We start from the raw sequence: 22,152 nt of genomic DNA, 5'->3' as shown, positions 1-22,152 counted from the left end.
GGCGACCTTGAGGCCGCCTGCCCCTCTGCCCGATCAAGCCGCGCGGCGCTTGCGCTCGGCCATTTCGATCCCCATCGCATGTGCAACCGACGGCCGCTGCAGGTGCTTCTGGTAGTAGGCGTTGATCGTCGGCCATTTCTTTAGATCGACGCCCACGAAGCCGAACCAGTTCAGAAGCGTGACGAAGTAGGCATCGGCCACGGTGAAACTCGTGCCGACCAGCGTGTCATGATCCCCCAGCTTCTTGGCGAGATAGTCCAGCGTCGGCTCCATCAGGGCACGGGCGGCCGCCTTGGTCGGCTCGGCCGCGGTCTGGGAGAAGACGTTGGCAAAGATGCGCTTGTGTACCTCGGTCGACAGATAGTTCAGCGTATCGATCAGCTCGTAGCGCTCGATCGTTCCCCAGGCCGGCGCCAGCCCGGCGTCCGGCTTGCGGTCGGCGAGATATTGCAGGACCGACGGTCCCTCGTTCAGGACGCGACCATCCTCCAGGCGCAACGCCGGGACATAGCCCTTGGCCGAGATTGCAAAGTAGTCGCCGCCATCGTCGGTCTTCTTGTTCTCGATGAAGCGGACCTTGACCGGCAGACCAGCCTCCACAGCCGTGATATGCGACGCCAGTGAACACGCAAGTGGTGAAGCGAAGAGTTCCATCGCATCCTCCTTAATTTTGTGCGATGTAGTACATAAATATGCGGCGGAAGAGACGTCAAGGATAATTATGCGAAGCGGTACAGAATCAAAGAAGAAGCCCCGCGGCCGTCCCCGCTCCTTCGATACGGCCGAGGTCCTGGAACGGGTGCGCGGCGTGTTCATGGAGAAGGGCTTCGCCGCAGCCTCGCTCGACGAGCTCTCGGAAGCCGCCGGTCTCAACCGCCCCAGCCTCTATGCTGCCTTCGGCGACAAGGAGCAGCTCTACATCCAGACGCTGCGTTACTACGGCACCACGAGCATCGAAGCGATGAACAAGGTGCTGGCCGGCTCCGGCACGATCGAGCAACGTCTCGGCAAGGTCTATATGGCAGCGATCGATTTCTATGCCGCGCCGCCCAGCAGGCTCGGCTGCATGATCGTCGGCACTGCGGCCGTCGAGTCGCCGACCCATCCGCAGATTGCCGCTGCTGCGGCCGAACTGCTGGCGGAGATCGAGAAAAGCCTGGAGCGCGCTTTTGCCGACTCCGGACTTTCGCCCGAGCCGACGCCGGCCGCTCGTGCGCGCATGGCCGGGGCCATCATGTATGCCATCGCCATTCGCGCCCGTATCGGCATGAAGGCCGCCGAGCTGCGGGCCTTCGCCAACTCCATGGTGCCGGTGATCTGCCGGTAGAGCGCACCTCTCGCCGTGGTAGACTGGCGTATGGATCAAAAGGCGCCCCATCCGTGGAGCCCGGGCTTCCGGACGTTGGCGGAGGAACACAGTTACCGCGTCGAGGAAATCGACGGCGTTGTACCAACTGCCTTGCGCGGTACGCTCTTTCGCAATGGATCAGGCCGCAACGACCTGGGCGGGAAATGGTTTCCACACTGGTTCGACGGCGACGGCATGATCTCGGCGATCCGCTTCGCCGACGATGGCATCCATTACCGCAATCGATATGTCGCGACCGAGAGCTATCGCGACGAGGCGAAGGCTCGGCGCATCGTTCATCGCGGCTTCGGCAAGATGCGACCCTACGGCGTGCTCGGCAACGCGTTCCGCCAACCAGCCAATGTCTCGAACACATCGGTCGTGATGGAGAACGGCAAGCTGCTCTCGCTCTGGGAAGGTGGGCCTCCAACGGCGCTCGATGCTGCGACGCTCGACACCAGAGGCATCGAAACCTACGCCGGCGCGCTGAAGGCTTTCTCGGCTCACCCCAAGATCGATCCGGCGACCGGTGAGCTGTTCAACTTCGGCATCGACTATGGCTCCAAGACGACGCTGACGCCCTACCGGCTGGAGCGCGGCATCGCGACTCGCCTGCCGCCTGTCACCCTGCCCTATCCGGTGATGAACCACGATTTCGTGCTGACCGAGCACTTCCTGGTCTTCTGCATCGGCCCGATCCTCGTCAAACCACTCAAGTTCCTGCTGGGATTCAGCAGCTTCGATGGCGCGCTGCATTGGGCGGGCAACAGGCCCACTCTGATCCTACTGGTGTCGCGCGACGGACGCGGCACGCCGCGGCTGATCGAAACCGGCGCTTTCTTCCAGTTCCACTTCGCCAATGGTTTCGAGCAGGATGGTGCGCTGATCCTCGATCTCGCGCTCTATCCCGACTACCTCACAATTGGCCAGACGTTGCGCGACTATTGGCGATCGGACTGGCCGGCCAAGGGCATGGCTGCGCTGACGAGGCTCACGGTCGATCTGGCGACAGGCCGTACGCATCGGCGCACATTTGACACCGGCGCGGCCAACGAATTCCCGACAATCAATCCTGCCTTCACCGGCCGCCGGCAGCGCTATGCCTACATTGCCTGCAATCCGGCAGATCGCTCGATCGGCCTACAACAGCAGCTCGCGCGCATCGACTTTGAAAGCGGCGCCGTCGTGCGACACGATTTCGGGCCGAACGGCTATCCTGGCGAGCCGTTGTTCATTCCGACCGGCGACGCAGAGGATGACGGCATCATTGTCACGCTGGTGTTCGATAGTGTGAGCAAAAAGACATCCATCGTCGGCCTGGATGCGCGCGATCTCGCCGCTCGACCGCTCTTTACCGCAAAGCTGCGCCATCACGTGCCGTTCTCACTGCACGGTTGCTTTGTTGCGGATAGCCCCGCCGCCCCGCGGTGATAGACTTCCCTTCAAGCGGCGATTCCGCCGTTGAATGGGCCAGGAACAGGGACAGGAAACATGGATTTCACCGGGAAGGTCGCTCTCGTTACTGGCGGCGGCAACGGGATCGGCCGCGCAGCCTCCTTGGCTTTTGCCCGGCATGGCGCGAGGGTCGTCGTCGTGGATCGTGACGGTTCGGCCGCCGACGCCACGACCGGCATCATTCGCCAGAACGGCGGCGAGGCCATCGCCGTGACGTCGGACGTCACGAAGTCTTCCGACGTGAAGGCTTACGTGAAGACCGCGATCGAGACGTATGGCCGGATCGACTGCTTCTTCAACAACGCCGGCATCGAAGGCAAGGTGACGCCGACGGCCGAGTACGACGAGGCGATCTTCGACGCCGTGATCGGCGTCAACGTGAAAGGCGTGTTTCTCGGATTGCGCCACGTCCTGCCGGAGATGATCCGCCAAGGCGGCGGCTCGGTCGTGAACACTGCCTCGGTCGCCGGCCTGGTCGGAACGCCCGGCATGCCGGCTTATGTCGCCTCCAAGCATGCGGTGATCGGACTGACCAAGACCGCAGCCGGCGAAGTTGCGCAGCAGGGCGTGAGGGTGAACGCCGTGTGCCCCGGCCCCGTCGACACGCGGATGATCCACGCGCTGGAAGAGCAGATCGCTCCCGGCGATGCCGCCGCGATGAGCCAGCGTTACCAGGCGGCGCAACCGACGGGGCGCTACACGACCCCCGAAGAGATCGCCAACATGGTGCTCTTCCTCTGCTCGGACCTCGCGGCCAACACCACGGGCGGCCAATTCGTCGTCGATGGCGGCCGAACCGCGACGGGCGGCGCCGTCACCAACCTCGCGGCAAAGCCTGCATCGCGTTAGCTCGCGTCGGTGTCTCGATCTCAGTAGTCGTAGACGTTGACGGCCTTCGCCACCAACGCGTCGAGGGCCTGCGCCATTGCTTTCACCGTTGACTCGTCCCTGACGCCGTACTCGGCAGCGAGACGGTCCAGGGCGTGATAGCCCACCCAGACACGGCTGCGCGCGTCTTCCCAAATGGATAGGCGCAGCGGCAGGTCGAGCGCTATCGCCTGGTTATCCTGCATGAGCTTGGTGCCGACCTTGGGATTGCCGAAGACGAGGACCTTGGTCGGCCGCAGTTGCATCCCGACCTGCTGTGCATTGGCCTCGTGATCGAATATCGCGAAGACCGGCACGTTCTGCGCCTTGAGCCGAGCCTCCAGTCGGGAAATGGTCTCGCCGACTGGAAACTTGCTTTCCTGTGCCACGATTCCTTCGGACGCTACTCCGGCACCGAGCCCCGCCTTGTAGGAGTCGGCGATGTCCCGCGCGAGGACCGTCAGGTCCAGGCCTTCCTTGTTCGCGAGCAGCGTCACGCAAACGAGATCCTCGGCTGCGGTGAAGCGGCTGAGATAGGCGCTGAAGCCCGGCGCCGAACCCTTGATCTCCATGAAGCCGGGATGGTGTGTGAACTCCCAGCCGGCCATAGCAGGAACGACGGTTCCGTTGGCGAGTTTGGTCGGCTTGTAAATCAACGCCCTGTTCGCCTCGTTCTTGACGAGGATGCCGCCCGCGAGAGCGATATCCCAGGCGCTGATGTCTTCTGCCGAGGACCAGAGACTGCCGAAGGCGAAGAGGTTTGCCGACGCCTTGGGATCGGTCGGCACGAGCTTGCCGTCGACACTCTTGTAACCGGTCGCGGGCTCGACTGGATTGATGAAGGCGATCTCGGACTTGAACCGGCTGTGCTGGTTCGAGCCGGCGGCTTTCTGCGGCCGATCGGTGAAGGACTTCGCGGCGAAATCGTCGGCGAACATGGTGCTGCGCAGCCCCAGCGGTTCGATCTGATGGCGTGTGACGTAGTCGTGGAAGGACACGCCACTCGCCCGTTCGACGATCATGCCGAGCAAGAGGAAATTGGTTGCGCTCAGACGTACTTGGCTGCCGCGCTCGAACAAGAGCGGGGCTGCCGACACCATCGCTGTCAGCTCGGCAGGCCTGTAGCTGCGGTTCGCATCGAAACCAGAAGCGGCCCGGTAATCAGGAATGCCCGATGCATGCTGCAGAAGCTCCAGCACCGTAGTCTTGGCCCACGCTGCAGGCAGGCCCGACAGGTGCTTCTCTATGGCGTCGCGAACGTCGAGCTTCTGCGTCTCGTGAAGCTGGAAGATCGCGACGGCGGTAAAGCCCTGCGTGAGGGGGCCGACGTTCCACGAGGTCCGCGTCGAGGCCAGCTCGTCATGCGTCAGGCTTGCGCGACCGTAGCCGGCAGAGCGCGGAATATAGGGCGCCTGGACGATGGCCATCGCCAACCCCGGCACATCGTGTTTCTCCATGAATTCGGCAATGCGCTGATCGATGTACTTGCCGCGCACTTCCAGCGCCGGCTTGCCGCGCGCGCTGTCGGTTGGGGTTGCGGCGCTCGATTGCGCGAGAGAGGAGCCACCCGACAGCCCCAGGGACAACACCATAGCGGCCACCGTAAAGTATATTGCTCCTCTACTTACCATCCGCCCTGCCCCTTGTTTTCGTCAACTATTAGTAGAGGCCGCGAAGGGCAGTCTGCAATCGCACGATTGCACGCTCGATTTCAACTTCGGGCGTTCCCGCATAGCCCAAGATGAGCCCCTTTTCCTTCCGAACGCCAGCATAACAGGCCGAGAGTGCCGCGACGCTGACCGAAGCGGCGGCAGCGGCGTCAACAACCGCAACGTCGTCGAATGTCGCGGCGATGGCGGCATGAGGTCTGGCGATCACATGCATGCCGGCGGGATCCGGCATGATCTCGAGCAGGCCGGAAAGGTGGCGCTCGGCGGAGGCAATTAGCGCCTGCTGACGGCTGGCGTAAAGGAGGCGCGTGCGCCGCAGGTGAGCCACGAAATGCCCTTCAGTGATGAAACGGGCCAGCGCGCCCTGCCCCAGCAACGAGGCGCGCGGCGAAACACCCACCATTATCCTCTCGGCCGCCTCGACGAGCGAGGCTGGCAAAGCCAGGAAGCTCAACCGCAGCGTGGGAAACAGGAGCTTCGAGAAGCTGCCGAGATAGGCCACGCGACCGCTGCGATCCAAAGCGCGAAGCGGCGCAAGGGGACGGCCGGAATAGCGATACTCGCCGTCGAAATCGTCCTCGACGATCCAGCTGCGCGTACGTTCGGCCCAGCTCAGCAAAGCAAGCCGCCGCTGCAATCCGAGTACGGTGCCGAGAGGAAACTGATGCGAGGGCGCCACGATGGCCAAGCGCGCATCCGGTGCCAGCCCCAATGCTGTCTCGACCGAGAAACCCGAGGCATCGACTGGCACCGGCACGGCACGTACATCGGCCGCCGCCAATCCCTCGCGCGTGCCTCGAAAGCCGGGATCCTCGACCCAGGCCTCGTCGCCGGCGTCCAGGACCATGCGCGCCAGCGTCGCAATGCTCTGACGAAGCCCCGAAGTCACGACGATCGCGCGCGCGTCGCACGTGAACCCTCGCGCCGCCCCCAGGTAACTCGCAATCGCCTCGCGCAGGCGAGGATGCCCGAAGGGATGCGGGGCGCCGGCCACTTGCCAATCCGGCTTGCGCCATTCCTGCTCCAGCAGCTTGGCCCAGAGCCGGTAGGGAAAGGCGTCGCGGTCCGGCTGCCCGAGCGGAAAGGCGATCGCCGGATCGCCGAACGGCGCCTGCGGCGACAGGCCGGTCGCCAGCAGATCGACCGTGCGCCGCGACAGGATCGGCGCTTCGGCCACCGCACCCGACGGCTGGCCGTCGACACTGGGCGAAACGAGCATCTCGTCCGGCAGATTGGCCGCGACGGAGATCCCCGACCCGGCCTGGGTGACGAGGTACCCTTCGGCAATGAGCTGATCGATTGCCAGCAGCACCGTGCCTCGGGCGCAATCCAGCTCCGTTGCCATCAGTCGCGACGACGGCAGCTTCGTCCCCGGCGCCAGCCGCCGTTCGAGGATGCCGCGCCGAAGCTGCTCGCCGATCTGCCGATGCAACGGTTCAGGCCCGGTCGGGTCGAGCGCAATGCCGAGCGGGGGTGCTTTACGGGCTCGCGGCCTCATAACTGGTACAGCCTGCTTTCGCCAAACTGGATCTTTCTTATAGACCATATCGGAAGCATGGTCCGCCCCACAATGATCCAGGCAGGAGTGCGGGCGATGACGAGCGCGACGATGGCGGAAGCGAAAGTGGCGACAGAGGCGGACGGCGCCGTGTCGAGCTTTCCGGTCTCGCAGGTCAACAAGGTCAAGCGTCTTCACGAACGCGGGCGCTACGACAGGAAGACCATCTACGAAATCCTCGACGCGGCACTTGTCTGCCATATCGCCTACGTCATCGACGGCCGCCCCTACTGCACGCCCACCAGCTTCTGGCGCGAAGGCGACCATCTCTACTGGCATGGCTCTTCGGCCAGCCGGATGATCCGCACCCAGAAGGAAGGCATCGATGTCTGCCTTACCGTCACACATCTCGATGCGCTGGTGATGGCGCGCTCCGGCTTCCATCACTCGGTGAACTATCGCGCCGTCATGGCCTTCGGAAAGGCGCATGTCATCGACGACGTCGACCACAAGCTGAAGCTGATGGATCGCTTCATCGACCGCATCTATCCCGGCCGCTCGGAGCTCATCCGTCAGCCCAACAAGCAGGAGATGAAGGCCACGACGATGATGGGCATGGAGATCGAGACGGCTTCGGGCAAGATTCGCGACAAGCATGTCGCCGACGACGAGGAGGATTACGAGGCCGTGCCCGCCTGGTCGGCGCTCTATCCGATCACGCAGGTCCTCGGTGCGCCATCCGACTGCCCGCGCCAGCTCCCCGGCCTCACGCGGCCCGACGAGATGGCCGACTTCACGCCCGGCGACCGACTCGACGAGATCATGACCAAGACCTATCGCCGGACGTTCGGAGATTGATAGGCAAGCCGGAAGGCATAGGCACGAATGTCTTCCGGCCAGCTCGATATCTGCTGCTCGAACCGGGCGCGGTCGTTGGCGAACAAGGCGCGTATCGCCTCTTCGAAGCCCGGCAGATTTCCGGCCATTGCCGACATGAAACGATAGGCAGCCTCCTGAGCGGCGCGCCGCGCCTCTGCCGGGCCGCCGGCTTTCCGCGCTTCGTCCACCAGCTTGCGCAGCGCCACCGAGGCGCCGCCGGGCTGCGCGGCGAGCCACTCCCAGTGGCGCGGCAACAACGTCACCTCGCGGCCGACCACGCCCAGCTTCGGCCGCCCCCGTCCGCGACGCCCGGGGCTCGGCCCTTCGAACGGCGATGCAGAATCCTGAAGTCCGGACCCGGCCGAGGACGACGACAGACGTGCAGCGATATCGGCCTTTGTGCCGCGAAGGTCGAAGTCGAGGGCGCGGCCGGTAGCGTCGTCGAAGACGAGGATGGGCTCCGATACGCCGCGCTCTGCCGAAGCCTTCACAGCCAGAACGACGTCGATCAATGGGCCGGACAGCAACATCCGACCGCCTTCGAAGGCCGTCGCCGGTAAGGAAAGGGGGTTATCCATTTGGATATTTATACCAAGGTAAAATATCTTGCGCCAATATTACCCGTGTAATATTAAGCCCACATGAAGCCCCTCGACAAGAAGCTGGCGATCGCGGCCTACAAGGAGCGCAAAGCCGTGGCTGGGATCTACATGGTCCGCTGCGCAACTTCGGGCGAAGCCTGGATCGGGCAAAGCCCGACCCTGGATACCGTCCAAAACCGCATCTGGTTCGCGCTCCGACTGGGAAGCAGTCCGCACGCCGACCTTCAGAAGGCGTGGCACGAACATGGTGCAGACAACTTCACCTTCGAAATCGTCGAGCAGATCGACGACGAGGAGGCTCCCTATTTCAAAGACGATCTCCTGAAGAGGCGTCTGGAGCACTGGCGGTTGAAGCTTGAGGCCACGCCACTCTAAAGCCCGATCCGGCGGTGGCCGCGTCTGCGCCGCGCGGACACCACGCACAATTGAATGGCGTTCAGATGAATGGCGTTCAGAGATCGGGGAGCGCCGGCGGCTATATTCTCCCCATTAGCAGCAAGATCAGAATGATGATGAGCACCAGCCCGATGCCGCCGCTGGGATAGTACCCCCAGCCACTGCTGTACGGCCAAGTTGGCAGCGCACCGATCAAGATCAGGATCAGGATAACCAGCAGGATAGTTCCCAACATGACCGTCGCCTCCAGGCTTTGATTGGCCTTCCAGGAAGCCGGGACCATACCGATGACAATGCAGATGGCACGCCCGGCGCCGACCACGAGCCGATCGGCTCCTCACAAACGGCACCGATAACGGATCGTTCCGGGTCAAACTGACGGGCCTTCCCCGCGACCGTACGGAAGCTGACGCTCCCGTTGCCGATGACGGATGCCGCACGAGGAGCCATCGCGCGCGCCGCAACGCGAAGCCGTCACGGACGTTACCGTTACGGTACCCCAAGCTGGACAAAGCGCGGACTCTCGGTCACGAACGGGCGTGGGCGGGGTTTGCAAATAGCGGGGTCTCGGGAGGCAGGATGCGAGCTCTCGGTCAATCTCGGCGCACCGCAGTGCTACAGCATTCCTTCGAGGAGCATGTGTTCGATCTTCCTTCAAGTTTGTTCGACCTGCTTCCGACCGCTGCCTATGTATGTGACATCGACGGAAAGATCGTCCGCTATAATCGCCGCGCTGCAGCCCTTTGGGGACGAGAACCGGCTCTCGACGATGCCGGTGACCGCCTCTGCGGTTTCCGTCGCCTGTATGGCCTCGACGGCAGTCCGATTGCCCTTGGCAATTGTGCGATGGCCGAAGTCCTCGCGAGCGGCATTGCCGTACGAAATCGCCAGGTCGCCGTAGAACAACCAACCGGCACGCGACTCGTCGTCGAGATGAACGTCGACCCGCTGAGGGACTCGACCGGCCGCTTCGTCGGAGCGGTCGGCTGCCTGCACGACATTACACAGCGTCATGCCTCCGCCGCGGCAGCCACAAGCGGCACCGCGCAGCAGGCGCGGAACCTGCTCGAAGCCCTTCCCCTGGCGGTCTACACGACCGATACCGCGGGCGTGATCACCTTCTATAACCAGGCCGCGGCAAATCTCTGGGGCTATCGTCCGGAGCTGGGAAAGAGCGTCTTTTGCGGAGCGTGGAAGCTCTATCGGCCCGATGGCAAACCGCTGCCCCACGATGAATGCCCCGTGGCGCTGACCCTCAAGGAGCGGCGGGGGGGTCACAACGGCGAGGCCATCGCCGAACGACCCGACGGCAGCCGCGTTCCCTTCATCGCATATCCCACGCCCTTGAACGACCAATCCGGCCAGTTCGTTGGCGCGATAAACGTTCTGGTCGACATCAGCGATCAGAGACAATCGCTGCGACTCCTCGCGGAGATCGTCAATTCCTCCGACGATGCCATCATCACGAAGGACCTCGACGGCATCATCACAAGCTGGAACCCGGGTGCCGAGCGGCTGTTTGGCTACACCAGCATCGAAGCCATCGGGCACCACGTTACCATGCTGATGCCGCCCGATCGTTACAACGAAGAGCCGGGTATCCTCGCGCGTCTCCGCGCCGGCGAACGCATCGACCATTACGAAACGATTCGCCGGCGCAGGGACGGAAGCCTCATCGATATCTCGCTCACTGTATCGCCGGTGAAGGACGAAAACGGCATTGTCGTCGGCGCATCGAAGGTCGCCCGCGACATTACCGACCGGCGGCTTGCGCAGGAACGGCAGCGGCTTCTGCTGCGGGAAATGGCCCATCGGGTAAAGAACATGTTTGCCCTGGCGGGTGGCGTCGTGTCCCTGAGCGCGCGCTCTACTCAATCGGCGCCTGAGCTTGCGTCGACGGTGAACGAACGCCTCGCGGCACTCGCGCGCGCTCATTCTCTCACCTTGCCGGATCCCACGGCCGACGACATCATCAGCGAGCGAACGACAACGCTCCATACCCTGCTTCGGACGATCCTGTCGCCATACGACGTGCAAACCAAGGCTGGGCAAACACGTTTTGCGATCCAAGGCACCGACCTTCCGCTTGCTGGCGGTTCCGTCACCTCCTTCGCGCTGCTCTTCAACGAATTCGCGACGAACGCGGCGAAGTACGGAAGCCTGTCGACATCCGATGGCACCGTGGCCATCGCCTGCAGTGAGCAGAAAGGCATGCTTCACATCCAGTGGACGGAAAAGGGCGGCCCCTCGCCGGATACTGCGGCCAAGGACAGAGGATTCGGCAGCACGCTCGTGGAGGCGACGATCGTGCAGCTGGGCGGCAAAATCTCGCGAGAGTGGCGACCCGAAGGGCTGGTCATCGACCTGTCGGTCGACCGGAACCGATGCATGGCGGCACCAAGGCAGCGTTCGTAGAGACCTGGACCCAACGCCCTTCGAGAGGGCGCAGCCGGCGCTCTTCGCCGGCCGCGCCCAGCGCAGGTCCATGGGCCGAAGAAGCGCGCCTCGCTACGTCTTCGGCAAGAGGACCGTGTCGACGACGTGAATGACACCGTTGGATTGCTTGACGTCGGCAATCGTAACCGTCGCGACGGTGCCGTTCTCGTCGGTCAGCGTAATCTTCTCGCCCTGCATCTTGGCCTGGAGCGTACAGCCACCGACCGTCTTCACCGGATGGGTGCCCTTGTCGTCCTTGATCATCTTGGCAATCGCACCGGACATGGCGTTCGCGGAAACGACGTGGCAGGTGAGAATCTTGGTGAGCTTCGCCTTGTTCTCCGGCTTGACCAGCATTTCGACAGTCCCCGGCGGGAGCTTGGCGAACGCGGCATTCGTCGGCGCAAACACGGTGAAGGGGCCGGCACCGGACAGGGTGTCGACAAGGCCGGCTGCCTTCACCGCCGTCACGAGGGTGGTGTGGTCCTTGGAGTTCGCGGCATTCTCGACGATGTTCTTCGTCTCGAGCATCGGCGCGCCGCCGACCATTGGATTTGCCGCCAGCACGGGACCGGCCGCCACAATGGCCAGTGCCGTTACCGCGGCGGAGAAAGCGTTATGCTTCGGCATCTTTACCTCCTGAAATAGGAACGAACGCGTCACAGGTCTGTCACGCGGCACGGCGACGGGAGGCTCCGGGATTCTCCTCACTGTCATCGTTCGCAAACTGTTTACGACCTGCGCGCCGCCGCGGATCACAAGCCGCGCGCCGAAGTCCGGCTCTCTCGCTACACGCTTGTGTGAGCGCTCTTCGTAGCGGAAGGCAATCTCTCATGACCAAGCGTGACGGCTTCGCGTGGCGCCGGCGGCCGGCGCTCCAGGCGAACTCCCTTGAGCCAGAGCAAGAGAGCTTCCCAGTGAATGCCCGCGATCACCTTCAACGTCAGCAGCGGGTAAACGACAAAGGCGCGGGCAAGCGCTGCGTCGGTCAATGCCTGGCGTGTTGCCGCAAGTTTGGCGACCAGCAGGGGCCCCTTGCCGTCGCGCCCCGCAATCGTCACCGACAGCTGTTCGCCGGGTGGCGCGACGGTAAAGGAATAGCTCATGTCGACACCGAGGAAGGGCGAGACATAGAGCGTCTTACGGCTTGCTTGATGAATGGTCCCGGTCGAGCCGGCTTCAAGGGGAATGAGATAGCTGTGACGTTCTCCGAACGTATTGCTGACCTCGTAGAAGATCGCCGCGAGCGAATTGTCCACCCGATGGCAGAAATAGATGCTGAGCGGATTGAAGACGTATCCTAGCACGCGCGGCATCGTCAGAAGCCGGATCGGCCCGCCGGCTTCCACGCTCGCCCGACGCAGATGACATTCTATCTGTTCGCGCAACGGTGCGGCGGTGCCGTCGCCATGATCCCTGTCGCGAAAGCCAAAAAGGTTGAACCGATTGCGCGAGAACAGCCGCAGGGAGTCCGTCACGGTGTCGATTTCGTCGAGATCCAGCAGAAGATAGAAGACCTTGTAGCGAAGCCGATGCCGCTTCGGGCGCAGCCTGTGGTGAGCCACCTCGCCTGTGTAGAGAGCCGACCGAAAGCTCGCCATCAGGCCGCCTCTTGTACGGCCCGGGCTGCAACAAGACCGTCGACATGGATGCGGCCGGATTCGTTAGGGACGATCCAGGGCCGCCGCACGCCACCGAGAGCCTCGGCCACGGCAAGCCCCGCCTGGAGGCCGTCTTCGTGGAAGCCGGCACCGAAATAGGCGCCGCAGAACCATGTGTTGCGCCCGCCCTGCAGAGCCCACAGCTTCTCCTGCGCCGCCATGGCAGTCGCATTGAAGCTGGGATGCCGGTAGTGCAGCCGCTCGACGATGCGCGCACTTTCGATCTGCCGGTGAGGATTGAGCGTGACGAACAGGGGCGTTTCGTCGGCGATGCCCTGCAGTCTGTTCATCCAGTAGGTGACGGCGAGCTGGCGATTGTCCCCGGCATTGCACGACATGTAGTTCCAGCTCGACCACACCTTGCGACGACGAGGCATCAGGCTGGCATCCGAATGGAGGATGGCGTCGTTGCCGACATAGGAAAAAGCGCCAAGCAGGCGTCTTTCGTCGGCGCTCGGGTCCACGATCATGTCGAGCGCCTGATCGGCGTGTGTTGCAATGACGACATGGTCGAAGCGACGGCGGTCTCCGGTTTCGCCGACGATCTCCACGCCCACTGGCAGGCGCGAAATGGCCTTGATGGGATGATTGGAAACAATTTCCGGAATGGCCCTGGCGAGGCACCGCACGTAGGAGCGGCTGCCGCCGTCGACGGTGCGCCAGGTCGGGCGACCGGACAACTTGAGAAGGCCATGTGTTTCGCAGAACCGTATGAAGGCGGTTGCCGGATAGTTCCCGATGTCGGCGGCCGGTGTCGACCAGATCGCGGCGGCCATCGGAAACAGATGGTCGTTGCGGAATGCCGCGCCATAGCCGGCAGCGTCGAGATAATCACCGAGCGAGGTGGCGCCGAGCTGCGCCGCATCGAGCGGCGCCTTGCGATAGAATCGTATGAGATCCCACAGCATTCGCCAGAACCGGGGGCTCATGGCGTTCCGGCCCTGGGCGAACAGACCCGAGAAGCCGGTACCGGAATATTCCAGCCTGCCATCGTCGAGCGAGACGGCGAACGACATGTCGGATGGCTTGGTCTCGACGTCGAGATGGCGGAACAAGGCAGCGAGGTTCGGATAGGTGACGTCGTTATAGACGATGAATCCGGTATCGACGGCCACGCCGGCAGCCTCGACCGTATGGCTGTGCCCGCCCAGGCGATTTTCCGCCTCGAACAGTGTCACACGGTGACGCCGCGACAGCAGCCAGGCAGCAGAAAGACCGGCAATGCCGCTGCCGACGACCGCAATCGTCAGCGTCTGGCTGCCGGTGGTGCAGATATTATCCTTCCCCATCAACTCCTCGGGCCGGTAGGTTCGGTGTGACGGGTTTCCCCTTGGCGGATTGCGCCGCCATCGTTCTACGGTGTTGCAGACGCCATGGATCACCGCCTGGCCAGTGATCCAATCGAATCACCCGGGCGTACAAGGGCAAATGAATGTCGCAGGCCTACATCCAGGAAAGAGGCGCCTCTTCGCGGGCCGGACCGCGAGGGTTGTGCCTTTGAAGCCTGTCGAGCAGCAAGGGACACTCCCCACCCCTGGCGAGCTGTGCCAGCTGATGCATGCCGTTGCGGCTGCGCAGGATCGAAGCGCCTTTGCCGCACTGTTCGGCTATTTTGCACCGCGTGTGAAGGCCTTTCTCATGCGTTCCGGCCTTTCCGCCAACATGGCCGAGGAAGTGACCCAAGAGACCATGCTGGCGATATGGCACAAGGCATCCTACTTCGACCCGAGTCGTGCCGGCGTGTCGACGTGGATCTATGCGATCGCCCGAAACCAGCGCATCGATCGCTTGCGGCGCGAGCGCACCCATGCGGTCGACCATCATTCTGACCCGAGCGACGAGCCGGAACCGCCGGACTCGGGGGAAGACGTCGCCCTGGTGGCCGAGCGCGAGGCGCAAGTCCGAACGGCGCTCGCAGGTTTGTCGAAGGAACAGGCCGCAATTGTCCATCTCTCGTTCTTTGCAGAGAAGCCGCATTCCGAGATAGCGCGCGAACTCGGCGTTCCCCTGGGGACGGTCAAGTCGCGGATCCGGCTGGCATTGAACCGCTTGCGCGCTCTGCTGGGCGACGAAACATGACGATCAATCACCATCCGAGCGACGAGACGCTGCTGCGGCATGCAGCCGGAACATTGGGCGCCGGCCCGGCCGTGGTGATCGCTGCGCATCTTGAAGGATGCGAAACCTGCCGCAGGCGGGTCTCCGAATTCGAGTCGCTGGGCGGAGCGATCCTTGAAGGCATGCCCCTCGAACCCTTGAGAGTGGATGCGCTGGCGCGTGCCCTCGAACGGCTCGACCTTCCGTCATTGTCGCCTCGACCAGAAACAATCGTCGTTCGGCAGCGCCACCCTGTCGGGTTGGAACTTCCCTCTTCGTTGCATCACTGCGACGTCGGCCCCTGGCGCTGGCTCGGACCGGGCTTCAGGTGGAGCAAAGTCTCTCTCCCTGGAAATTCCGACGCCAAGGTCCTGCTGCTCAAGGGGCGGGCCGGCCTGAAGCTCCCGGCTCATGGACATGACGGCACGGAGTTCCTTCAGGTTCTGTCCGGCTCCCTTTTTGACGAACGTGGTCGATATTATCCGGGCGATCTGGATGAAGCCGACACCGACGTCGATCATCAACCCGTCGTCAGCTCCGACTCCGAGTGCATTTGCCTTGTCGCCCTGGAAGGCGATACGCGCCTGCACAGTGCTCTGGGACGGCTGCTATGGCCAATCGTAGGCTTCTGAAGCGGAACGACGGCCGCACTTACCTGCACGGGCATTGACGGGCTATCCCACGCGTCCCGCATCCACCGCGCGAACATATGCAGCAGGCGCAGACCTGCCGGATTTCTTCTTGTGCTAGTCTCCGCAACCCAGGCGTGACGTCACGCCCGAGCAATCAGGGCGCGAAGGCGCGCGGAGGAAACGAGATGAGCGTACGTGCGGGGCGTGAGTTCCTGGCAATCCCTGGGCCGACGACGGTGCCCGACGAAGTCCTGCGGGCAATGCATCGCCCGGCCGTGGACATCTATTCCGGCCCGCTCCTGGCGCTGACCGACGGCCTGCTGCGCGATGTCGCCCGTGTTTTCAACACCAAGGGCCGGGCCTACATCTACATCGCCAATGGACACGGCGCCTGGGAGGCCACACTCACCAACGTGCTGTCCAAGGGCGATAAGATCCTGGTCCTCGAAAGCGGACGATTTGCCATTGGCTGGGGAGACAATGCCCGCCGCATGGGTGTCGACGTCGAAGTGCTGAAGGGCGACATGCGCCGTGCCGTACGACCTGCCGAGGTGGAGGCACGCCTGAAGGCAGACAAGGGCGGCACCATCAAAGCCGTGCTGGTCGCCCAGGTCGACACCGCCTCCGGCGTGGTGAACGACATCGCGGCCATCGGCCAGGCGATGCGCGCCGCCGGACATGACGCCCTGCTGATGGTCGATGCGGTCGCCTCGCTGGGCTGCATGCCGTTCGAGATGGACCGTTGGGGCGTGGACGTGGCGATGTCGGGCTCGCAAAAGGGCATGATGACGCCGCCAGGACTGGGCTTCGTCGTCGCCAATGACCGCGCGCGCGACGTGCACAAGACCGCCGGCCTGCGCACTCCCTATTGGGACTGGACCGAGCGCGAGGGCGATCTCCACTATCAGAAATACGCCGGCACGCCGCCCGAGCATCTGTTGTTCGGCCTGCGTCAGGCTCTCGACATGCTGTTCGAGGAGGGCCTCGACAACGTATTCCGTCGCCACAGGCTGCTGGCGGAAGCGGTGCGCCGCGCCGTCGGCGTCTGGGCGGAAGGTCAGGCCATCGGCTTCAACATCATCGAGCCGTCCGAACGCAGCGACGCGATCACGGCGGTGCTGCTGAACGGCGGCCACGATCCGGAGGCCCTGCGCGCCTATTGCAACCAGAAGTGCGGCGTGATCCTCGGCCACGGCATCGGCGACCTCTCGGGCAGGGCCATCCGGATCGCCCATATGGGCCATGTCAACGCGCCCATGACGCTGGGCACCCTGAGCGTGATCGAAGTCGGCCTCAACGCGCTCGGCATCCCGCACGGCAAGGGCGGCGCACAGGCGGCAATCGACTGGCTGGGCGAACAGGTGAAGGCATAGCCGCCTTCGACCTGGTGTTCAGAACCTGATGCTGAATCCGATCAGCGGGCCGTGCAGCAGCAGATCGATCCCCCTCGTATCGAGGCCGGACCCGGTCGTGTAATTGGCTGCGAGGGCACGATAGCCCAGCGTGGCGGCGAGTTGGTAGCCATCGAACTGCCAGGCATATGAGTAGGCCGCGACCGCCTGCCACGAAAACTGGCTACCGAGGCCGAAGCCCCCGATATCGCCGCGCACGAATGCTGTCTGGCTGGGGGTGAACTGGTGACGCACCCGAAACCCGACCACCGGGTCGACCCATTGGAGGTTGCCTGTCTTGGCGACAGCGATACCCTGCGATTGTTCGAAGCCCAGATTGTAGAGATTGGCCGTTATCATCGCATCGAGGTTCGCCGAGACGGAATTGTTCCAGTAGCGAAAGCCCAACAGAGCGTCGGCTGCGGTGAAGGAGCCCGGGCTGTGCGACCAGCGCGAGACCTCGTAGATGCCGCCCATCTCGACGATGGTCATTGTGTAGTTGAGCTGGGCATTCACGACGCCATTGACGTTGAGGCCCGGCAAGGGATTGCGGTAGCGCGCGGCCGATTTCGAGAAGCCGAGATTGGACCAGACCAAGTCGGCATAGAAACCCACCGGCCCCTTGTTTGCCTCGAAGTAGGCATTGAATGCTGCAATCGAGCTGCTGTTGTTCAAGATGTCGAAGAAGCCGGCATTGACGTCGATTATCTGGCCCCGTGTGGTCGTGCTCCCACTTACGCTGGTGAACCAGGCATAGGTGGCGGCATTGAACCGCCAACCGTCACCTGGTGCGACCTCCTCAGCGGCGGCGGGCTGCAGGGCGCTTGCCATAAGGACGATGGCGGTCGCAGCGACAGCGACGCCTCGGCATTTCCCATCCCTGGTCATTCGCGTTTCACTCCGCGTCGGTTGCAACCGCTCGTCTCTTCCTGGCGAGGATCCAGTAGGACAGCACGGCGATCAATGTAATCAAGCCGGCCATGGCCAGCATCGTGATGCGATAGCTGCCGAGATAGGCGGTCGTGCCGTTGGCAATGACCTCGTGCACCAGCTTGGCATCGAACCTGTCCGTATGGCCGGTCTGCACATAGGATTGGAGAATCCCGATGGCCTGCGCCTGTTCGCCAGGCGTTGCACCGGCGTGGTCCAACCGCTGCCGCAGCAGGGGCGAGAACATACCGTAGATCAGCGACGAACTCAGCGCCAGCCCCAGTGCGAAGCCGAACTGCCCGAACGCCGTGCGCGAGGAGCCGATGGCGCCGACGAGCGCCGGCGGAGGCTTGGCGACGAAGACGTTGGCGGCCGGGGCCTGCGTCAGCATCATCCCGATGCCTGCCACCACCAGCGGAACCACGAAGACGAGGTAGGGCGTCTTCTCGCCCGCGAACGCCATCGCCGCCAGCGCCGCCGCCATGGCGACCAGGCCTCCCGGGATCATCAGCCGCATGGCAACGCCGCGCGCCACGAGGCTGCCGGCCCAACTCGCGGCGACGATACAGGCCGCGATGAAGGGAAGCTGCCCCAGGCTCACCTCAAACGGCGTGTAGCGATAGACGTACTGCCACAGCAGCGAGAGCTGGATGGCGACGACGGCGTTTCCGATGTTGAATCCGATACCCGACACGGCGCCGGCCAACAGTTCCGGATCGGCGAAGGAGCGGATGGGAAAGGCCGGGCGCTCGCAACGCCACTCCCACCAGGCAAAGCCCGCCAGGCCGAGGAGCCCCACCGTCATCGGGACCAGCACCTTGGCGCTGCCCCAACCGGCCGAAGCCGCATTGCTGACGGCGTAGAGTGCGCTGACCAGTCCGATCGCGACCAGGACCAGCCCCAGCACGTCGAGACGCCCGGCCGCCGGATCTTTCGCTTCAGGCACCACCTTCAGGCACCAGACCAGCGCCACCACGCCGACCAGGGGCCCTAGCAGGTAGGCGGCTCGCCAGCTCACGCCGGCGAGATAGCCGCCCAGTACGCAAAGGACCACGATGCCGAGCGTCTGCAAGGCGAGCCATTTGGCGACTGCCCGCGCCAGCACTTCAGGCTCCGGAGCCACGGCGCGCAGCAACGCGAACGACAGTCCGAACGAAGCTGCAAATCCAACACCTGAAAGGGCGCGTCCCAGCACGAACAGGGTGGCGTTCGACGCCAGTGCGGTTATCAACCCTCCGGCCAACGTCACCAGCAGCCCGAACAGCATCACCCTCTTGCGGCCGATGCGATCGCCGAGGCTTCCTGTCGCCATGATGCTGGCAGCGATACAGAGCGTCCCGATGCTTGCCGCCAGCGACCGTTCCGCACCAGTCATGTGCAAGGTATTGCCGGCGGCGACGACAGCTATGTTATGGATCGCGGGATCGAGATTCATGGGCAGCGACGCGCCGACCAGCGCCAGCAGGGCCGACCTGCCGACCGCCCGTGTCCCCTCTTGTGCCGATACCTGCGCCGTATCGCTCATGACCTGCCTTCTCTCCGAAGCAAGGCCCTCGCAGCCTGCGGCACATGCCCCGTCGGCGTCGCAGCGAAGAGTGCTTCGAGGCCTTCGGGCTCCAATTGGTCTGCCAGGCCAATGCAGACGATCACGCTCGGGTCGGACGCCCAGTCGTCCCGGACTTCGCCGGCTTCCGGCTCCAGGGACCAGCGGCGTCCGACAAGTTGCAGCACGAACCGGCGTTCGGGCGCCTCGGAAAGCCGCACGACCCCCTTGGCACGCACCACCGCAGGCGGAAGCGCCGCGATCGCTGCACGCAAGGCGCCCCCATCGAGCGTCTGCCGGCGGACGAAGCTCCATGTCGCGAACTGCCGGGCGTGCTCGTCGTCGGCCCGCGGGCGGGACATGGCCTCGCAACCAGCAGCGCCGGAGAGCACGAGGTCGGCGACCTCGCCTGCCCCGGGGGCCGCTACCACGCGAGCGCCGGGAACCTCCGCGGCAAGCCATGCGCGGACCTGTCGGCAGGCGTCGGCATCGACCAGATCCGTCTTGCTGAGCACGATCACGTCGGCCGCCGCGAGTTGGTCCCGCACAAGGTCGCCGACATATTTGTCCTGCACACGCTCGCGTACCGTTTCCGCGTCGGCCACCACCACGATGCCGTCGAGGAACAGGCGGGGATGGCTCGCGGCATAGTCGGCAATTCTGACCGGATCGGCGACGCCACTTGCCTCGATCACGATGTGCTGGGGACCATCCGGCCGTTCGGCCAGGTCATGCAGTGCGAGCGCGAGATTGTCACCGATCGAGCAGCAGACGCAGCCGTTGGTCAGGCTGATGGTCTCGCCCTCCCGGTTCGCGATCAAATCTGCGTCGATATTCACGCTGCCGAAGTCATTGACGACGACGGCGAGCTTTACGCCCTGCGGGTCCGCCAGCAGGCGGTTGAGCAAGGTCGTCTTCCCTGCGCCCAGATAGCCGCCGATCACGGTGACGGGAATGTTCACGGGCTGTCAGCCCGCAACCGGAAAGACGCGCCCGCCCAGGATGGTCGCAAGCACCGGAACATCCTTGATGGCCATCGGCTCGACGCCCAGAGGATCGTCCCCCAGAACCGTGAAATCGGCCCGCTTACCGACGCGGAGGCTGCCGATCTCGTGATCCCGATGGAGCAGCCAGGCGGCGTTGTATGTCATCATCCGCAGACCTTCGTAGGCGGAGACCCGCTCTCTGGCCCCCTGCACCCGGCCTGTCGTCGTGACGCGGTTCACGGCGGCCCACATCGTCAGCAGCGGATCGACCGGCGACACCGGCGTGTCGCTGTGTGCGGAGACGACGAGCCCGAGGCGGAGCGCCGTTGCCGCCGGATTCATGGCCGCGGCGCGGAAAGCGCCGAACGTGTGGGCGCGATGGAAGTCGCCCCAATAGTACATGTGATTGGAGAACAGCGTGGCCGAGATGCCCAGCGCCGCCATCCGCCGCAGCTGCGACTCGTCCAGCAACTGGCCGTGGACAATGAAATGCCGGTGGTCGGCGCGCGGCTTCTCCGCCTGCGCCGCCGCCACCGCCTCGATGAAGGCTTCGGAGGCCTGATCGGCGTTGCAGTGCGCGACGATCTGCATACCGGCGGCGTGCATGGCCGACACGATCCGGGTCAGCTCCTCCGGCGCGCGGTTCCACAGGCCGTTGGCTCCGGTGCGAAGATAGCCCGGCGCCCGCAGCCGGCCGGTGAAGCCCTGATTCGAGCCGTCCACCAGGATCTTGATCCCCTGAAAGGCGAGCTTGTCGTTGCCCTTATCCTTCAGAGACGTCGCGGCAGCGATCATGTCCTCGACTTTGGGCACGGTGATGCCGTTGTTGTGCGCGACGATGCGCACCGGAAAATCCGGCGAGCCGGTTGCAGCAAGCGCTGCCTGTAGGAATGCAGGCTCGAAGTAGGTGCTGCCGCCGCCATCGACGATGGTCGTCGCCCCGCGTGCCTGGGCGACTTTGGCGAAGTTGAAGAACTGCTCTGTATCGGTCGAGGCGCCGACCAGGTCGGAGGCCACCGCCTTGATCGCGGCCATCATCGCGGCCATTTCCTGCAACTCGCCGGTCGGAGCCCCCGAGGCATCGCGCAGGACGCCGGGGGCCTTGATGGCAGCATAGTTCGCGAGTTCGAGAGTCGCGGAATTCACATAGGCGAGGTGGCAACTCGCGTGGAGCAGGAAGATCGGGCGGCTCTTCGACACCTGATCGAGATCATGGCGCGTGATCGGATCGACGAGATCGTTCAGCGAGGGGTCGACACCCCAGCCGATGAGCGGCGTCCCAGGAGCGGCGATCGTGGCCTCGATCTCCTTCAGCCGCCTTACGAGAGCAGAAACGCTCTTGAGGGCCTTGTGCTGTTTACCCGACGGATCGCAGCGGTCGATCGGACCGACATACTCGGCCTTGGCCCAGAGAAGACCGTCGAGCAAATGCGCATGGCTCTCGATCAGGCCGGGGACGAGGACGCTGTCGCCGAAGCGATCGTCCAGCGTGTAGGGTCCCCAGACGGCGCACTCTTCCAGCGTGCCGAGTTCGAGGATGATGCCATCCCGTACCGCGACGTGCGTGGCCTCCTCCACCGCCGGATCCATGGTGATGATCTTCCTGGCGCTGAAGATGGTGATCGGTCCTGGCATGGTCGTCTCTCTCCACTGAAGGAATCCGGCGGGATCGTGTCATTGCGGCTCGAAGGTCGAAATCGGGACAAACCCGCGGATGCCCAACGCCGCGTGCGCGTTGAGACAGCCCGCTCCATGTCAGCA

General features: G+C 64.0%; 21 protein-coding genes. 9 read left to right on the top strand and 12 right to left on the bottom strand.

Features of this window, described 5'->3' with window-relative positions; translation table 11 throughout:
• Positions 1 to 33: 33 nt before the first annotated feature.
• The gene (locus BN60_RS02055) at positions 34 to 654 is read right to left on the bottom strand and encodes a glutathione binding-like protein (RefSeq protein WP_020694314.1); all 621 of its coding nucleotides are present in this window, start codon (positions 652 to 654) and stop codon (positions 34 to 36) included.
• 67 nt (positions 655 to 721) lie between these two features.
• Between BN60_RS02055 and BN60_RS02050 the strand changes: the two genes are divergently transcribed.
• Genes BN60_RS02050 through BN60_RS02040 form a run of 3 tightly spaced genes read left to right on the top strand, consistent with a single transcriptional unit; the run spans position 722 to position 3,652 of the window.
• On the top strand, positions 722 to 1,327 hold the full coding sequence (locus BN60_RS02050) for a TetR/AcrR family transcriptional regulator (RefSeq protein ID WP_020694313.1): 606 nt from the start codon (positions 722 to 724) through the stop codon (positions 1,325 to 1,327).
• 30 nt (positions 1,328 to 1,357) lie between these two features.
• Complete coding sequence (locus BN60_RS02045) at positions 1,358 to 2,779, top strand: carotenoid oxygenase family protein (protein ID WP_043283558.1); 1,422 nt, start codon at positions 1,358 to 1,360, stop codon at positions 2,777 to 2,779.
• Positions 2,780 to 2,839: 60 nt separating this feature from the next.
• On the top strand, positions 2,840 to 3,652 hold the full coding sequence (locus tag BN60_RS02040; RefSeq protein WP_020694311.1) for a glucose 1-dehydrogenase: 813 nt from the start codon (positions 2,840 to 2,842) through the stop codon (positions 3,650 to 3,652).
• Between the two features lie 20 nt (positions 3,653 to 3,672).
• Here the strand turns inward: BN60_RS02040 and BN60_RS02035 are convergent, their stop codons facing one another.
• Together BN60_RS02035 and pdxR are read right to left on the bottom strand one after the other, a co-directional pair.
• Positions 3,673 to 5,262: a serine hydrolase gene (locus BN60_RS02035; RefSeq protein ID WP_020694310.1), complete on the bottom strand. Its 1,590-nt coding sequence runs from the start codon at positions 5,260 to 5,262 to the stop codon at positions 3,673 to 3,675.
• Positions 5,263 to 5,329: 67 nt separating this feature from the next.
• Entirely contained in the window at positions 5,330 to 6,838 is a 1,509-nt protein-coding gene (gene pdxR, locus BN60_RS02030) for a MocR-like pyridoxine biosynthesis transcription factor PdxR (RefSeq protein ID WP_043283557.1), read from the bottom strand.
• A 96-nt stretch (positions 6,839 to 6,934) separates the two neighbouring features.
• Here pdxR and BN60_RS02025 point away from each other — a divergent pair, with 96 nt between their 5' ends.
• Positions 6,935 to 7,696 (top strand): pyridoxamine 5'-phosphate oxidase family protein, encoded by a 762-nt coding sequence (locus BN60_RS02025; RefSeq protein WP_020694308.1) that lies wholly within the window; start codon positions 6,935 to 6,937, stop codon positions 7,694 to 7,696.
• Here the strand turns inward: BN60_RS02025 and BN60_RS02020 are convergent.
• Complete coding sequence (locus BN60_RS02020; RefSeq protein WP_043283555.1) at positions 7,672 to 8,295, bottom strand: DUF2239 family protein; 624 nt, start codon at positions 8,293 to 8,295, stop codon at positions 7,672 to 7,674. The two genes, BN60_RS02025 and BN60_RS02020, sit on opposite strands and share 25 nt — an antisense overlap.
• 63 nt (positions 8,296 to 8,358) lie before the next feature.
• Here BN60_RS02020 and BN60_RS02015 point away from each other — a divergent pair, with 63 nt between their 5' ends.
• Positions 8,359 to 8,694, top strand: coding sequence for a GIY-YIG nuclease family protein (locus tag BN60_RS02015; RefSeq protein ID WP_020694306.1), 336 nt, complete (start codon positions 8,359 to 8,361; stop codon positions 8,692 to 8,694).
• A gap of 100 nt (positions 8,695 to 8,794) precedes the next feature.
• Here the strand turns inward: BN60_RS02015 and BN60_RS29405 are convergent, their stop codons facing one another.
• Positions 8,795 to 8,950 carry a DUF3309 family protein gene (locus BN60_RS29405; protein ID WP_083856338.1) on the bottom strand — a complete coding sequence of 52 codons (156 nt, stop codon included), beginning with the start codon at positions 8,948 to 8,950 and terminating at the stop codon, positions 8,795 to 8,797.
• 404 nt (positions 8,951 to 9,354) lie between these two features.
• Here BN60_RS29405 and BN60_RS02005 point away from each other — a divergent pair, with 404 nt between their 5' ends.
• A complete protein-coding gene (locus BN60_RS02005; protein WP_202949771.1) occupies positions 9,355 to 11,130 on the top strand; it encodes a PAS domain S-box protein in 1,776 nt (591 codons plus the stop codon).
• A gap of 93 nt (positions 11,131 to 11,223) precedes the next feature.
• Here BN60_RS02005 and BN60_RS02000 read toward each other — a convergent pair whose 3' ends face one another.
• The 3 genes from BN60_RS02000 to BN60_RS01990 all read right to left on the bottom strand — a co-directional run bounded on the left by BN60_RS02000 (position 11,224) and on the right by BN60_RS01990 (position 14,101).
• Positions 11,224 to 11,781 (bottom strand): fasciclin domain-containing protein, encoded by a 558-nt coding sequence (locus BN60_RS02000; RefSeq protein WP_020694303.1) that lies wholly within the window; start codon positions 11,779 to 11,781, stop codon positions 11,224 to 11,226.
• Between the two features lie 158 nt (positions 11,782 to 11,939).
• Positions 11,940 to 12,752: a DUF1365 domain-containing protein gene (locus tag BN60_RS01995; protein ID WP_020694302.1), complete on the bottom strand. Its 813-nt coding sequence runs from the start codon at positions 12,750 to 12,752 to the stop codon at positions 11,940 to 11,942.
• Entirely contained in the window at positions 12,752 to 14,101 is a 1,350-nt protein-coding gene (locus BN60_RS01990; RefSeq protein WP_020694301.1) for an NAD(P)/FAD-dependent oxidoreductase, read from the bottom strand. Before BN60_RS01990 ends, BN60_RS01995 begins: the two co-directional genes overlap by 1 nt.
• A 208-nt stretch (positions 14,102 to 14,309) precedes the next feature.
• Between BN60_RS01990 and BN60_RS01985 the strand changes: the two genes are divergently transcribed.
• From BN60_RS01985 to BN60_RS01975, 3 genes are all read left to right on the top strand, one after another.
• The gene (locus BN60_RS01985; RefSeq protein WP_043284544.1) at positions 14,310 to 14,891 is read left to right on the top strand and encodes a sigma-70 family RNA polymerase sigma factor; all 582 of its coding nucleotides are present in this window, start codon (positions 14,310 to 14,312) and stop codon (positions 14,889 to 14,891) included.
• Positions 14,888 to 15,541, top strand: a complete 654-nt coding sequence (locus BN60_RS01980; RefSeq protein ID WP_020694299.1) for a ChrR family anti-sigma-E factor — start codon at positions 14,888 to 14,890, stop codon at positions 15,539 to 15,541. Before BN60_RS01985 ends, BN60_RS01980 begins: the two co-directional genes overlap by 4 nt.
• Positions 15,542 to 15,726: 185 nt before the next feature.
• The gene (locus BN60_RS01975) at positions 15,727 to 16,914 is read left to right on the top strand and encodes a pyridoxal-phosphate-dependent aminotransferase family protein (RefSeq protein WP_020694298.1); all 1,188 of its coding nucleotides are present in this window, start codon (positions 15,727 to 15,729) and stop codon (positions 16,912 to 16,914) included.
• Between the two features lie 18 nt (positions 16,915 to 16,932).
• Here the strand turns inward: BN60_RS01975 and BN60_RS28480 are convergent, their stop codons facing one another.
• The 4 genes from BN60_RS28480 to BN60_RS01955 are packed head-to-tail and all read right to left on the bottom strand — an operon-like array spanning position 16,933 to position 22,026.
• Entirely contained in the window at positions 16,933 to 17,820 is an 888-nt protein-coding gene (locus BN60_RS28480; protein ID WP_148283308.1) for a hypothetical protein, read from the bottom strand.
• A 7-nt stretch (positions 17,821 to 17,827) separates the two neighbouring features.
• Positions 17,828 to 19,387 (bottom strand): MFS transporter, encoded by a 1,560-nt coding sequence (locus BN60_RS01965; RefSeq protein ID WP_020694296.1) that lies wholly within the window; start codon positions 19,385 to 19,387, stop codon positions 17,828 to 17,830.
• Positions 19,384 to 20,367, bottom strand: coding sequence for a CobW family GTP-binding protein (locus BN60_RS01960; RefSeq protein ID WP_020694295.1), 984 nt, complete (start codon positions 20,365 to 20,367; stop codon positions 19,384 to 19,386). The genes BN60_RS01965 and BN60_RS01960 overlap by 4 nt, the downstream gene beginning before the upstream one ends.
• A 6-nt stretch (positions 20,368 to 20,373) precedes the next feature.
• Entirely contained in the window at positions 20,374 to 22,026 is a 1,653-nt protein-coding gene (locus BN60_RS01955; protein ID WP_020694294.1) for an amidohydrolase, read from the bottom strand.
• Positions 22,027 to 22,152: the final 126 nt, after the last annotated feature.

This window comes from Reyranella massiliensis 521 (genome assembly GCF_000312425.1).
GTDB classification, from domain to species: domain Bacteria; phylum Pseudomonadota; class Alphaproteobacteria; order Reyranellales; family Reyranellaceae; genus Reyranella; species Reyranella massiliensis.
The sequence above is the reverse complement of the archived record's forward strand: the minus strand, read 5'-3'. Positions and strand labels throughout refer to the sequence as shown.